The sequence below is a fragment of the Candidatus Avedoeria danica genome, assembly GCA_016703025.1.
Classification (GTDB): Bacteria; Chloroflexota; Anaerolineae; order Epilineales; family Epilineaceae; genus Avedoeria; species Avedoeria danica.
Map to the genome: position 1 here is coordinate 2,102,752 of JADJCV010000004.1, position 14,478 is coordinate 2,117,229.

Below are 14,478 nucleotides of genomic sequence, written 5' to 3' on the forward strand. Positions count from 1 at the left end.
CAGGAGCTGCACGATGTCTGACCAAAGGTCTTCGCCCTCGATCATCTGCGCAATTGCAGCAGCATTTCTTGCCGTGCTGCTAGTTGCGGCAGGGATCATTATCTGTCAGCGCTTGGCATTAGTGCGTCCTCCGATAGAATCGTCTAACGTTGTGGACGAGACTCCTGGTCCCGAACCTGGTCGCGAACGTGCGATCGATATCATCTTCGGCAACGGTGGGGCGATCACCGATCTGGGAGAAGGGGTGGTCGAGGCTAGGTTCTTTGTCGATGACATCGAGAAGTTTGACGAGACGCCAATACCAACCGAGATAGGTGCCGTTGAAACGCCCCTCCGGTATCGACGACCGAGACAATGACGGGAACGGTGTCTTCTGTCAGCCCGATTACGGTCCGGGTAACGAGCAGTCAGGCAAACGAGCGATGCACGACATCTGAGACGCTTGCCAAGATTGAACTTCACGTGAAGCCAGCACGCGGCATCGAGTACGATGAACAAATGAGCCTCTCCGGTCCGGGTTACGAGGTAGTGCTTGGCGACACGCAGCACGAAATGAATGACCTCATGGACCTCTGTGCGACGGGCGCATGGATGGAGCTTCGCATTCGGCGTTCCTGTCGCACGAGCGACGGCCAGGTTCAGCAACGGGACGGGTCGCGAGGAATGCTCGTTGCCTACATCGGATGCTATCAAGGAAGAATCCTGCAGCTTGGCGACCCAAGCGGGATTATCGACCAGCCGCTGATAGAGGGAGGCACTCCAACCTGCAAGAACAACACCTACAAGGGCCAGACCGTGACGTTGAGAGAGGTGCAGGGATGGACTGCCGGATTCACGAACCCAAATGGTGATTCGCCAGCGTCTGGTAAGTGTTACACGGTGGACAATCATACAGGTGCATGGAGTTGGCACACGGCGTCGGAAGCCGGTTCAGCTACAGTCGTGGCGCCGAGCCCCGGGGCTCAGCCGGGCAACAGCATGTCGCTGACACAGTCCGGGACATTTGGATTCTACGCGTCTGCCAGCAAGTGCTACTTCGTGGAGTTCACGACGAATGGATGTACGTACTACTCGGACATCGTCGCAGTTCCGCCTGATCCGCAGTCGCCAGCACAGCCCCAACCGCCGAATCCGGCAAAGCTGATAACGAATCTGAATATGCACTTGCCATCCGGCACGGGGTGTCAAACACTGGCACCGACTTGTCCATAGTTTCGAATTGCGCGACGACACCTCGGTGCTTGGTGATGCGTCTGGTCGCCACACTGTAGCGGACTGATTCGCTGGGGATGGCATGTCCTCTTGCCATCCCCAGCCATCACCGCCCCTTTTCAATTTCGTATGCTACAAGTGCATGCTCGTGAACCGGTCATTTAGGTCGATCTATCTGATAGCGCCACCACTCTAGGCGTTCAGCATTCCGTCTCGAAGCAATTGCCGGAGTCAAATCCAATGTGGACTTCCATGCAGCGCCAATCGGTGCGCGCCCCGCCGACCGTCGTCCTTGTGCCAGCAGCATGAAAACATCCACCGTTTCAAGATTCCATCTCCAGGAGAATTCCCATGTACGCATCGTCCGAATCGCAACGTCATCCGCCCATCAAGCGCGGCCTCGTTGCGCTGATCACCGTGTCTATCACCATCGCCGCCCTCGGCCGCAGCATGACCGCTAGCGCGCAGGGCACGGAGCTCGCATCCGGCGCCATCGACGGCAACAGCGGCGGTTCCTTCGCCACCGTCGATGTCGGCACCCTCAGCGGCGGGTCGGTCTTGCGGCTGACGCAAACCGACGCACCGTGCCTCTCCGGCCCGCGTCCAGGTGCTCCGTCCGGCCCATTCGGCTTCGCCGTGTTCGCCGATGGGGCGCTCCTCGGCACGTCGAGCAACGTCGGAGCCTGCGTCCACACGTACGGCGGCAACACGGCATCGGCGGGGACGGTCACGGTCCAAATCTTCAACTACGCCCATGGACGGCGGGCCGCGTACCGCTTGACGCTCGATGCCGACGCCGGCGCCCCAGCGCCCAGTGTCGCTGCCGACCTTGCGCTCGCGACATTCGTACCGGACTGCGACTGGAAGGACGAACCGCCAACGTTCGAGGACTTCAAGGCATGCACGTACCGTGAGCCCGACGGCGGGCCATGGATCGTCGACGGCGATATCCCGATCTACGATGAGGACGCATTGCGGAGCCTCTTCGAGGTCGTTGTCGCATCGGATGACGTCGGTGAGCTGAAGATGCGCGACGTCGGCCAGCTGAAGGACGGCCTGATCGTCCACCAGGTGAACAGCCAGGACTCGCGCTGGTACGCTCCGGAGCAATGCGACATCACCTACTGCGTTTCCACGAGCTTCGGGCCGCGCTACAACGCCGCGGTACTCGCGATGGAACAGGCTGCCGCAGATTGGTCGGCCGTGGCTGGCGTCACGTTCCGACATGTCGTGGCCCAAGATGCGCTATGCACGGCCGGGAACTCGGATGTTCAGTTCGACGTCCGGCCGATCGCCAACGCACCTTACCTGGCCCGTGCCTTCTTCCCGCACCAGCCGCGACCGCAGCGCAATGTGATGATCGACGACCAAACGTTCGGGCCGATCTCTCCATGGACGATTCGCGGCATCCTGCGCCACGAGCTCGGACACACGCTCGGCTTCCGCCACGAGCACACCCGGCCCGAAGCCGCCATGTGCTTCGAGGACAACTCCTGGCGGCCGCTCACGGACTACGACAGCCTGTCGGTCATGCACTATCCGCAATGCAACGGTGCGCAAACAAGCGACCTGTCGATCTCACCCAAAGACGCGAGCGGCGCCGGCACATTTTACGGCGCCCCAGGCGGCTGCGGCGAGTCCGTCACGTGCCGCCTGTTCGAGGACGGCTACCGTCGGATCACCGGGCCCACCACGGGAATCACCACCCTCCGCCTGCCGTTCCTCCGCGACGTCACATTCGATGTGGAGGGCCGCACCCGCAGGTGGTTCGGTCGGTGCGCGACGACGCGGACGGGGGAGGCGGTGGAGATGCGCGTCTTCGAAGACGGCCTGGCAAACCCGTCGCCGTACACGGACGCCGTGTACATCCGGCGCGGCTCGCAGGCGTGCTCGCCGGACGGCACGAGCGCCGGCGCGTGCCGCAAGTGGTTCGGGGAGTTTCGGACGACGGGCGGCCGGCCGGTCGCGTGCTTCCTGTTCGACGATGCGGGCGCGAATCGCGTCGGTCCCACCCGGGCGATCTACTACAACAGCTCCGGCAAGCTGTGCATGCCGGACGGGACAGGGACAGGGACGTGCCGCAAGTACTGGGGCCAGTGCGCTGTCCAGTAGCCCATTCAGCCAGCACGCCGTCACGTTCCGTGCGCAGCGACCGTCCGTCGCGAGTCCGACATTCACGTGAATCGAGTGAATAGAAAAGGAGTCCGAACATGACCCCGCAGCAAGCCAAGAAGCAAGTCACCACCCGCCTCGAGACCGTCCTCAACGTCGGCTGGTCCGACAAGAAGGGCGACCTCCCGCCATCCCTCGACCTGATCGCGGTCGCCGCCAACAGCGCCAACGGCGTCAAGCCGGCGCACTTCCGGGTCTTCTTCGGCCTCGACAAGAACAAGGGCTGGCAGGGCAACCTCTTCGTGCCGTAGCGGTCGACCGAGACCCAACTGCTCCTTCGTCCAGTGAAGCAGCGTTCCCAGCATCCGGCACCATCAACACAGAATAGGAGACTCCGATGCCCCTGTCCCCGCGAGAGCAACTCGAAGCAAGCATGGCCGTGCTCATCAACGCCGGCCACACGTTTGCGACCGCCAAGAAGGGCGACGAGCGCGTCGGCCCGCTCGCCGGCCTCGTGCAGCAGGCCGCCGTTCCCGTCGGCGGCGCCACCGAACTCCGGCTGACGTTCGACCTGCAGGCCGACGGCACCTACCGCTGCACTGCGGCGCTCTGAGCCATCGCGTCCGTCGCTCGATCCGAGGGCCGCCGGTGCCGGTTTCGGCATCGGCGGCCCTCGTCACACTCCCGTCACACTTCTTTTTCCCGGACCTTACAACCCCAGCCCCGTGCTGCATCGTTACGCCCCGCAACACACCCGCGGCTCCCCCCGCCCCAATTCCGTTGCCGGAGGTTGCGATGCCTGCCCCCTTCGATCGACCGCCGTCCACCCCAACGCCGACGCCGCCCGCCTCGCCCGCCTCGCTCGCCGCGTCCGCCGCGTCCGCCGATCTCATCGTCCGCAACCGCCCGGCCGTGCCCCTCGCCCTCGCCATCTCCCTCTCCCTCGCCACTGCCCTCGCCACCGCCCTCGCCACCGCGCACCACACCGCCCCGCCGGCGACCGCCCAGCCGGCCGCCTACGCCCAGTTCGCGCTGAACACGCAGGACTTCAGCTACCCCGAGCGGAGCGCCGCCACCGTTCACCGCGTCCTCGACATCCACGAGCGCCACGGCGTGCCCGTCGACGTCTACCTCACCGACACGATCCTCCGCCTGTACGAGACCGTGGCGCCCGACCTCATCGACCGCCTCCGCACCTCGACCGTCGCCGAGGTTTCCAGCCACAACCGGCCGCCGCGGCCGTACCACACCGGTTACGACTGGCTCGGCCTGGCGGCGATGTCGGCCGCCGACCAGCAGGCCACGATCCTGCGCTACGAGACGCACGCCGTCGATCCGGTGACCGGGCGGACGACGGACGATCCGGGCGGCTACGCCTACGTCGCCGACACCATCGGTTACAGGCCGTGGATCGGCGCGTTCCTCGCCGACGCCCCTATCGCAACCAACGTCGCCGCCGTGTTCCGGCAGCTCGGCGCGCGGATGCGGATCGTGCACGGGCGGATCGTGAACGCCGGCGAGCAGATCGGCGGCGTGTACGTCCGGCCCGAGCACGTGGACCTGCGGCTGTTCGAGCACGTCGGCAAGGACCCCGGGCCGGTGCTCGATGCGGCCGTGGCCGAGGCGCGGGCGGCCGCCGGGGCGCGCGGGCCGTACTTCGTCGGGATCAAGATGCACGACAACGACTTCTTCGCCGTCGACTCCGCCTGGGTGACGGTCTACCAGAAGGATCGCCGCCGGCCGCCGTGGGACCCGACGCTGAAGTCGCCGCTGCTCGACGACGCCGAACAGGCCGCGATGTGGACGCTGTACGAAGGAACGGTGGCCGAGGTGGCGGCCGGCCGTGCCGGCCTGCAGAGCGTGAACGCCCGCGGGCTCTGGACGATGTTGACCGGCCAGCAGGCGACGCCGCGACCGACCGTGGCGGGGACCGAGTCGCCTCCGACCGCAACCGCACCGCCATCGTCGCCCCCGCCCGCGGCGCCCACCGTCCACCCAGCGGCCGGCCCGATCGTCTACGTCTCGGGCTCCATGCACATCGAGACGAACCCCGAGTCGTGGCCCGACGTGACGGCGCTGCTGGACTTCTACCGCCGCGTGACCGCCGCCGGCCACGTCGGCGCGCAGCCGACGGCGATGCGCTGGTCGATCGGGGTCGACATCGGCTGGCTCAGAGGCGAGACGCGGGCCAAGGAGGCGGTCCTGGCGCTCGAAGCGATGGGCGTCGACATGGACGTCCACGCCCACGCCGCGGCGGATCGGCCCGTCATCGTGGCGCTGCTGACCAGTTGGGGCGCGCACCCCAACCGCGTGGCCTCGGGCGTGCTGGCCGCCGAGTTCGACGCGCTGCGCCTGCCGGTCGCCGTGCCGGACGGGAGCCGCTGGCAGGCCGAGGTGACGTGGGGCTTCGCCAACCGCGCCGGGCACGGGCCGGGGGCGGACGATCGGTCGACGGGCCTCTGGCGGCCGAAGAGCGGCGCCGAGATGACGGTCCACGACCCGCGCGCCAACCTGATCAGCGTCGGCGGCGGCAGCCGCGACACGGCGGGTGTCGACGCCTACGTCGGCGCCGTCACGGCGGCCGTCGCCCGCGGCCAAGCGCTGCCGCCCGTCCTGTCGACGAGCGTGATGATCAACGCACGTGCCTTCAACGGCAACGCCCCGGCCGTGGACGTGCCCGCGCTGGCGGCGTGGGCCGACCGCGCCGCCGGATCGCCGCACCTCCGCTGGGCGACGATCCGCGAGACCGCGGCGGCGTGGGTGGCGGCGGGCGAAGTCCCGAGCCGCGCCGACTACGGCGCGCTGCCTGACGCGCCGCCGCCGCTGGCCACGGCCGTCGCGACAGCCGGCGCGACGGCCAGCGCGACGGGGACGTCCGGTCCGCCCGCGTCGACCATCTCCCCGACCGCTCCACCGGCAACTGCGACCGCCGGAGCGCCGCCGGATGTCGGGATCGATCGCGCGATGCTCTTCCTCCCGTGGGCCGGGCGCCGAGCGACGCCCGTGGACGCGACGCCGTGACGGCTCGGCTCTGGGGCACGCGAAACTTTGCGTATCCGCCCCACCGGCGGTGGCGTCATAGAGCATGCAAGCAGCGGTCGACAGACCATTTGAAGTGCGCCGGTGTGGTTGGGCCGTTTGTGGGTTTGGCAGCCGATTTTTTCGATCTTGGTCTTGATCAGCACGCTTTGCGTTTCGAATGCGACCGGCTTAGGAGACAGGGACGATGTTCTACGACCACGAAACCGTTTGGCAGGACCCCATCGCCACTGCATGGCACGACGCCGCGACGACGACGGTCGATCTCGACTTCATGGCGTTGGCCGCCCGCCAGCGCAGCCTGGAAACCGAGCGACGCCGCGCCGACGCAGTTCCCACGGTCCCGGCAGCCGCCGCCTCGGAAGGCGCCCGCCTCATGGGCGCGCCGACGTCGGGCTCACCGTACCTGTTGCTGGTCCGCAGCCCGTACGAGTTGAGCTGAGAGCGAGCGGCACCCCCCACACCGATTTCTCGCGCACCGGCATCCCCCCGGAGCCGGTGCGACAGGGCGGACACACCGAAGGCCGGGCCTCTCCTCAGGGAGGGGGCCGGCTTTCGGCTTTCATGGCCGCTACGTCACCCGGTTCGGATCCACCACGAACCGCCACCACTCGTTCGCCACACCGTCCGTCTCCCCTGCCACGTGCGGCAGGTGGGACAACCACCAGACGTGGTGCGCCCGCATGTCGCCACCGCCCCACTCACGGCAGTCGACGACTCGCGCGCGGGTACGGTTCACTTCAGTGTCTGCGGCATCCTCGATGCCGGCGTGGCGCGGGAACACCAGCCAGTCGTCGCAGTAGCTCGGCACGTCGCGCCGGTTGCCCCAGTCGTAATCACGCTCGCTGTTCGGCGCGAAGTGGACGTTGCCGCACTGGGACGCTCCGGGGTGGGTCTGGTCGTGGCGGATGAAGCGGTGCCAGAGGTTGCGCTCGCCGTGGCGCCGCCGCCAGACCCGGTCCATCACGGACTCCACGCGGTGGCCGAGGTTCTCGAGCATGCAGCCCACGTCACGTTCGTAGTTGAAGCCCATCAGCGTGAAGCGGCCGGCGCAGTCATCGAATCCCGCTACGGGCGGCGAGTTGCACCAGAATGCGTCGCGCCCGACGATCGTCGACTCCCAGTCGCCGGCGTACGGGAACGTGAGGAACCAGACCTCGTCGATCTCGTCGCGCTCGAAGCGCTTGACGAGATCGAACGCCTTCACCTGCTTGGGGTAGTCGATCGCATCCGGCTGGTACATGTCGCGCGTCTTCCAGCGCTTCAGGTAATCCGCGGGCGTGTAGCGGAAGCCGTCGACCTTCGGCGGCCACCACGGCGCGGCCCGCCGCTGAACCACGTCGTAGCGCACGAGGCCGTGGCTCGCCTCGGCCACGTCGGACACATACTGCGCCACGAGCGCGTCCGGATCGTTCCACCCCATGTGCTCGCTCAGCCGCCGGCCGTGCTTCTCGTCGACCACGGGGTCATGGACGATCACGAGCACCCGCGGCGCCAGCGGCTCGACGCGCCCCGCCGCAAACGCCGCCTCGTGCGCCAGCGTCCGCCCCAGCCGCCGCGCAAACCCGGATGCCCAGCCGGCGTCGCGGTTCGCAGCCACCTTCAGCATCGCGCCGTCCTTCGTCTCCGTCAGCTCGATCGTCCCGGAGCGGTCCGTCCAGCCCATGTGCCAGTGCGGCGCGCCCGACGCGCGGCGGACCGGCAGCCGGCCCTGGCCGCGGATGCGCAGGCCGCGGACGGTGCAGGCGTCGAGGATGTCGTCGGGGTCGTGGGGGAGCGGGAGCTCGTACATGGGCGCACCTGGCGGGGAAGCTGGTTGGGTGGCGACGATGCCTATGGTAGCCGCATCGCACGGCGCCTTGCATCAACGGCCGCGCTCTTGGTGCAGCACGCGCTCGAGGATCGGGCCCAACCTGCGCAGCTGGCGCGGGTCCGCCATCGCCGCGTCCGTTCGGAGCACCGCCGCCGGCAGCACCACATCCCGCGTGCGAGCGGGCGAGAGTGAAGGAAGAAGCGCCGGCGGCGAGGCGGCGGCACGCTGACACACGATGAGTCGCGCATTGTCCAACAAGAACCTGGAGCGGTGCTCCGCGCTGTTTTCGCCATACCAGCCGAAGGCCATGCTCTCCCAGCCCGAGCGCTGCGTAAGCAACCCGGTCACGTCCACCGGATGAGCGAACTCGTACCAGGTGTCGCTGTCGATGATCTCCTCGCTGAACATGGTGCGGGGCACGCTCTCAGGATTGCCCGACTGGTCGTAGACGACGCTGGCCAGCCAGTCGTCATGAACACCGTCCCTCACCTCGTCGGTGAGAATGCCGAAGTGCATTTGCAGCGTGGCCGAGATCATCCTGCCCGGCTCCACCAGCGGTCCGTGAGGAGGCCACGGCTGGATCAGCATCTCGTCCGAGGCGTCCGGGTTGCGCCCGAGCATGGCAAGCCACTCGCCGCTCCGCGCGGCGACGCCCACGGAGGTGCCCTCCACCACGACGGTCGCCGCGTCACCGGGCTCCAACGCCGCGAAGGCCCACCAATCCACGGGCCCGGACTCGAAGCCCGGATTCACGAGCCACGATCGGCACAACGGCCCCGGCCCGCCGGTGGCCGTCGGCGACGGCGTGGGCGGGCGGCTCGTGGGGGTTCTCGTGCGCGTGGACGTTGGGCTGGCTCCCGGCATCGACGTGCGGGTCGGTGTGCGGGTAGGCGTGCGACGAGGTGTGGCGGATGCCGTCGCGGGGGTTCCTGGGGGCGAGTCGGACGCACCGAGTCGCGCAGCCCGCAACGAAATGGGCAGGTGGGCGGTGTACGCGCGCACGGTCACGCTGATCACGTCGGCCCCGAAGACGCCCCCCGAGTCCTGTGCCCCGAGCGTGATCCAATGGTCTCCCGCGGAGAGCAGCGTCACGACCATGTCACCCACACCCAGCAACCCATCGCGATCGGACGTCCACGTGAAGGCGTCGGACGGCAGCGCACCGTCCTCGAGATCGTCGCCGCCGGCCGAGAACCTCACCGGCATGCCGGGCCGCAGGACGGCACCGCGCGCCGGCGCGAGGATGACCGGTCGCGGGCTCTTCTCCGTCACCGCGAATGCGTCGGAGGTCGCGGCGGTGGCGAGGAAGCCGTCCGAGGCATACACCCGCACGAGCGCCCCGTCACCGCCAGGCAGCTCCGCCATGTCAAGGGCGTAGCTGTTGCCCACCAGCCCGGTATCGACATGGGTCCACGTCACGCCGCCGTCAGGGCTGTACACAACGTCGAACACGAGCGGCTCGCCATCCGCATCGCTGGCGGTCCAGCGGATCGTGCGCATCCCATCCCACCGGTCGCCGGCCGCCGGGCTGGTGATCGCCACGGCCGGCGCATGGGCGCTGGCCGCGCGGCGCGCCAGCGTTTGACCCAGGCGTCGCACCTCCAGCGCACGGACGCCCGGCGCCGCGCGCCGCACGACGAAGAAGTCCTCGGCGTCGACGGGCTCCTGCTCGGAGTCCAGGAAGTCGGCCTCGAAGCAGACGTCCTCCAGCATGCGGTCGTTGCCGTCCAGTTGGGCCACACAGTACTCGCCGGACGCGCCGTATTCGATGGCCGACGGGTTGCCGTCGATGAACAGGATCTTGTCCAGTGCGGCGCTGCCGGCGCGGAAGACCGTGCCGCTGGCGACGATCAGCGGCTCAGCTACCCAATCGTCCGCCGCGGCCGCACGCGCGTCGTCGGCCGGCGGCGCCGCCACGGCCAACCGATCGTACAGCTTCTGGTACGTCCACGGTGCCAAGCCATACCCCTTGTCATCGCAGTAGCTCATGACGTCGTGGAGGCCGGACGCCAACGCTTGCCAGCCGGCGGCGGCCGGCGCCACGCCGATCTCGCGGATCGTCGGGTCGAGCGGGAACGGCCAATCCGTGTCGTCGTCCCAAGCCCCGCAGGCATTGACGCGATCCGGCTTCGTGCGGATGGGATGGCGGCGCCCCAGGTTGTGCGAAATCTCGTGCGCCATCGTCTCCGGCCCGTGGGCATAGTTCTGGACCCAGACCACATGTTCCAGACCGGCCGGTGCGCTCCACGCGGGATTCGACCTCCCAACCACCTTCGTGTCGCCGGTCCTGGGGAGCCAGCCCACCAGGAGGTCGGGCGAGCCGCCGAGGTTGAGCACGCGCGGATGCGCGTACAGCCAGTTGAGGCGGGCGATGAGCGCCCGCTGCGTCGCCTTCGGCGTCAGCGACTCGTCGAAGCCGATGGATCTCCCGCGCCGGTACGTCAGCGCGCTGGCCGCGAGCGGGAACGTGCCCTTCATCCAGGCCGCCGCACGCGCGATGCGATCGGCGTCCGGCAACTTGCCCGGCTGGCCCGGCGGCCGGTAGCGAATCGGCACGTAGGTGACGGCGAGCTCCGGGCTGGGCTCGAAGTCCAACGTCACGATCTCGGTGTTGTTGCGCGTGTCGGTTTCGGCGAGCCGGCGGTCGGGGTCGAGCTCGACGCGCAGCACGACGCGCGCCCGCCGGACGAGGTCGAGCGGCAAGTCGAAGTCCAGCGTCCCACCGCCAAGGTGCGGCCGCAGCGTAAACGCGCGGCTCCCATCCGTGTGCGCGGCGGTCAGCACGGCGGGCCCGTGCAAGGGGCGCAGCACCCGGCCGGGCGGGTCGAGGACCGTTACCCGGGCGTCCAGCCGCTGGCCGTCGACCTTGCCGGAAGCGAGGTCCACGAGCGGGTAGACCCGCAGCAGAGCGGGCTTGCCGCGGATCAGCGGGATCTCGTTGTCCGCGCAGTTCGTCGCGCCCTCGGTGATGTCCATGCACTGGATCACCTGGGTGTGCTCGACGTGCCCGACCATGACATCCAGGACCGGCGTCGGGGTTGCGCTGGGCTTGGCGGTTGCCGTCGCCGAAGCCGTCGCGGTCATCGGCGGGGCAACGGCGCGCCATTCGTAGTCGAAGGTCACCGACGACCCGTTGTTCCAGCTCGTGCCGACGCCGAAGAACCACTGCAGCGTCCCGGGACCGTTCGGCACCGCGTAGGCGAACGTCCCCGTCTTGGTGCCCGGGTTGTACTCGTAGCCGCCGAGGTTGGCGGACGCGAGGCGGCGCGCCGGGGGATCCGCCCAGAAATAGGTGTCGCAGTCATGGTGCCAACCGTCGCCGGAGCCGCTGATCGACAGCGTCGACGAGACGGACACCTCGATGGTCTGGCCGGGCAGAAGCACCGCGGGCGGCGGCGTCCAGGCGTGGCTGGTGCTCATCGAGCCGCTTCGACCGGTGCTCGAGTTGCTCCAGCTGAACGAACTGCTCGCCCCGGTTGGGCTGATGTCGAACGAACCCTGCTGGTTCTCCTCGGGCACAGGCACGCGGTCCGACGCCCGGTTCACCACGGGTTCCTTGAGCACCCACGCGCCGCCTTGCAGCGTCGCCGCATCCACCAAGGGTGTCGTGGTCCGTTCAGGCGCAAGCAGTGCAGCGGCGACGAGCACGCCGGCACACACCGCAGCCGCTGCAAGCGCGAACCGCACGGGGCCGCGGAAGGGGTTCGCAGGCCCGCGATTTGCGGTCGCCGCGACGGGCCCACGGGTGTCAACCGAACCGGAGACGACCTTGTGGTTGGTCACGGCCTTGCCCTGCTTTCGTGTGAAGGACGTGTAGTGCCCGGCCGCAGCGGGCTGCGCTCGCATGGACGCGGCTAGTACCCCGCCATGCGTTCGGCCCGGGACTGGGTGCGCGTCAGATCCCACGCCCACCCGAGCAACACCGCCGCCAGCAGCCCGAACGCCACCCCCTGCAGCCGCGCTTCGAACGCCGGCAGCGCGATGCTGGCGACGAGGGCCAGCGTGCAGACGTTGAGGCCGATCCAACTGCTCCAGCGACCGCCGAGCGCCAAGCGATCCGCGGACGATGCGTCGGCCTGTTCGACCCGCGCGAACGCGGGCGGGAGGAGCGCGATGAGCGTCTGCAGCAGCCAGCCGTACGCCAGGATGGCCGGTCCGACGGACTCGACCCGCGCCACGGGCAGCGTGCCGGAGCCGAGGAGGATGAACGGCAGCGCGGTGGCGGGCACCAGGATCCAGATGTAGGCGGTCAGCACATGGGCCGCGCCCGGGCCGCCGTGCGCGCGCAAAGGCAGAATCCGCTGGACGTACAGCAGCGCCGTCGCGACGGCGAACAGAACGATGCCGCCGATCATGAGCCCGTTCGCGTCGCCCATCCACGGCGCAGCGAGCAGCGCCAGAGCGCCGGCCAGCTGCAGCCAGAAGGCAATCGTCAGCCAGCGCGGCCGCGCGGCAGCTCGGCCCGTCAGCGGCAGTTGCAGGTCCGTCAGCAGACCGGCCAGGACGAACGATGCGAAGCCCCAGACGACGGCGTGGACGTGCGTTTCCTTGGGTACCGCGATCCGCAGCCACGGCCCCCAACCGAGCCACAGTCCGGTGCCCACGAGCGCGCCGACGACGACGAACGAGAGGGCGGCCAGGTAGAAGGGGCGGCCGCCCGTGCCGTTCGCGGTCGCATCTGATGCGTCGGGCACGATCCGCCAAAGGTCCCACGCCAGCCACACGGCCGCCAGCAGCACCAGCGTGCCGCCGACGCCGATCATCGGCGCACGGATGAGCGGAATGCCGACGAGGAGGGTGACGAGACCGACGTTCAGCAGCAGCCAGCGGTCGTTTCGCGGCGGCGGCGCCGGTCGTCCGGCACGCAGCGCCACGAGGCCGGGCAGGAGCCCGAACGCCGCCTCGGCGACGATGCCGATCGTCACAAGGTGCACGCGCAGCCAACGCAGGCCCATCAGGAACGACGTGACGCCCACCGATGCCAACGCGGCGTCGATCGCGGCCAATGCGCCGAGCACGGCGAACAGTCGGACCATCGTTCGGTAGGGCTTGGTCACCGGCATCATCCTTGGTTGAGCGCGTCTGTCTGAACGGAGCGGATCTGAACGGAGTGGATCTTGGATGAACGGATCCCGGCTGAACGGATCGAGCATACAGCATGACCCACCGCGCGAACTTGCGCCAACGCAACGTCGCGTCCGAGCAAACGTGCGATCATGTCAAGCTGTCGAACCCGGTGTCGCCGACGCCGGTGCCTCGCGACGGGGGGCCAACCACCATGCCGATGCCCATGCCGACGCCCGTGCCGATGCCCATGCCCAGACCGCGAGCCCCTCGAGCGACGACACCGAGCGCGCATCGGCCCGTCCCGTCCGGACCGTTCACCCGTATCGCTGTCGCCCTCGCGATTGCCGCGTCGCTCGCCGCATCGATTGCAGCCGTACGCGTCAGCGACCCCTCCGCCCTCGCCCACGCCGCGCCCGCCGCGCAGGCAGGTACGTGCACGATCAACGGCCGCCTCCAGCTGTCCGGCGCCGGCGCGGACGACGGGATCATCGTGCGGGCGGCCGCCGGGGCCAACGGGACCGACGGGGCCGAAACGACGACCGGGCCCGACGGCGCGTTCCAACTGACCGGCCTCTCCCCCGGCACGGTCCGCCTGCACGCGACGCGGCCGCGCCACCTCAGCGCCTCCGCCGACAACGTGCCGTGCGTCGCCGACGCCGTCACGACGATGGAGACCGTCGAGCTGCCGGGCGGCGACACCGACAACAACGACCGCGTCGACCTCTTCGACCTCGTGCGTATCCTGGCCCACTACCGCCAGTGCGCCGGCGAGGCGGACTTCGATCCGACGGCGGATCTGGACGACAGCGGCTGCATCGACCTCTACGATCTCGTGCGCGTCGCGTCGAACTACCGCGTGACGGGACCCGTGCCGTGGCCCGTCGACGACGTCACGAAGCCGGGTCCGGACCCGGTCAGCTTCCGGGACGACATCCTGCCGATGTTCGTGCGCGACTGCCGGGGCTGCCACGGCTACGTCGGCGGGCTGAACCTGGACGACTACGCCCACCTCATGGCCGGCGGCAACAGCGGGCCGGTCGTCGTGCCGGGGGAGCCGCAGGCCAGCCTGCTCTACCTCAAGGTGTCCCGGCAGGTGTCGCCGTACATGCCGCCCGGCGGCGTCCGGATGTCCGACGAGGACATCGCGCTGATCCGGGACTGGATCGAAGGCGGGGCGGCGGATAACTAGCCGCCGCGAGCCTTCCCATCAAGGCTGCAGCCCACACCCAGGAGCC

10 protein-coding genes are annotated in these 14,478 nt (G+C 68.9%); 7 read left to right on the forward strand and 3 right to left on the reverse strand.

Annotated elements, in window-relative coordinates; genetic code table 11:
* The first annotated feature begins 13 nt into the window (after positions 1-13).
* The 6 genes from IPG72_11565 (at position 14) to IPG72_11590 (ending at position 6,805) form a co-directional block, all read left to right on the forward strand.
* A complete protein-coding gene (locus tag IPG72_11565; protein ID MBK6769623.1) occupies positions 14-358 on the forward strand; it encodes a hypothetical protein in 345 nt (114 codons plus the stop codon).
* 1,205 nt (positions 359-1,563) lie between these two features.
* The gene (locus IPG72_11570) at positions 1,564-3,324 is read left to right on the forward strand and encodes a hypothetical protein (protein ID MBK6769624.1); all 1,761 of its coding nucleotides are present in this window, start codon (positions 1,564-1,566) and stop codon (positions 3,322-3,324) included.
* Between the two features lie 98 nt (positions 3,325-3,422).
* Entirely contained in the window at positions 3,423-3,635 is a 213-nt protein-coding gene (locus IPG72_11575; protein ID MBK6769625.1) for a hypothetical protein, read from the forward strand.
* An 86-nt stretch (positions 3,636-3,721) separates the two neighbouring features.
* Positions 3,722-3,937 (forward strand): hypothetical protein, encoded by a 216-nt coding sequence (locus IPG72_11580; protein MBK6769626.1) that lies wholly within the window; start codon positions 3,722-3,724, stop codon positions 3,935-3,937.
* 182 nt (positions 3,938-4,119) lie between these two features.
* Entirely contained in the window at positions 4,120-6,345 is a 2,226-nt protein-coding gene (locus IPG72_11585) for a hypothetical protein (GenBank protein ID MBK6769627.1), read from the forward strand.
* Between the two features lie 205 nt (positions 6,346-6,550).
* Entirely contained in the window at positions 6,551-6,805 is a 255-nt protein-coding gene (locus IPG72_11590; protein MBK6769628.1) for a hypothetical protein, read from the forward strand.
* Positions 6,806-6,934: 129 nt separating this feature from the next.
* On the opposite strand, the gene IPG72_11595 is transcribed toward IPG72_11590, so the two are convergent.
* The 3 genes from IPG72_11595 to IPG72_11605 form a co-directional block, all read right to left on the reverse strand.
* Positions 6,935-8,155, reverse strand: coding sequence for a hypothetical protein (locus IPG72_11595; protein ID MBK6769629.1), 1,221 nt, complete (start codon positions 8,153-8,155; stop codon positions 6,935-6,937).
* 72 nt (positions 8,156-8,227) lie between these two features.
* Positions 8,228-11,863 carry a hypothetical protein gene (locus IPG72_11600; GenBank protein ID MBK6769630.1) on the reverse strand — a complete coding sequence of 1,212 codons (3,636 nt, stop codon included), beginning with the start codon at positions 11,861-11,863 and terminating at the stop codon, positions 8,228-8,230.
* Positions 11,864-12,030: 167 nt separating this feature from the next.
* The gene (locus IPG72_11605; protein MBK6769631.1) at positions 12,031-13,233 is read right to left on the reverse strand and encodes a hypothetical protein; all 1,203 of its coding nucleotides are present in this window, start codon (positions 13,231-13,233) and stop codon (positions 12,031-12,033) included.
* A 257-nt stretch (positions 13,234-13,490) separates the two neighbouring features.
* On the opposite strand from IPG72_11605, the gene IPG72_11610 reads away from it, so the two are divergent.
* Positions 13,491-14,432 carry a hypothetical protein gene (locus tag IPG72_11610; GenBank protein ID MBK6769632.1) on the forward strand — a complete coding sequence of 314 codons (942 nt, stop codon included), beginning with the start codon at positions 13,491-13,493 and terminating at the stop codon, positions 14,430-14,432.
* The last annotated feature ends 46 nt before the right edge of the window (positions 14,433-14,478 follow it).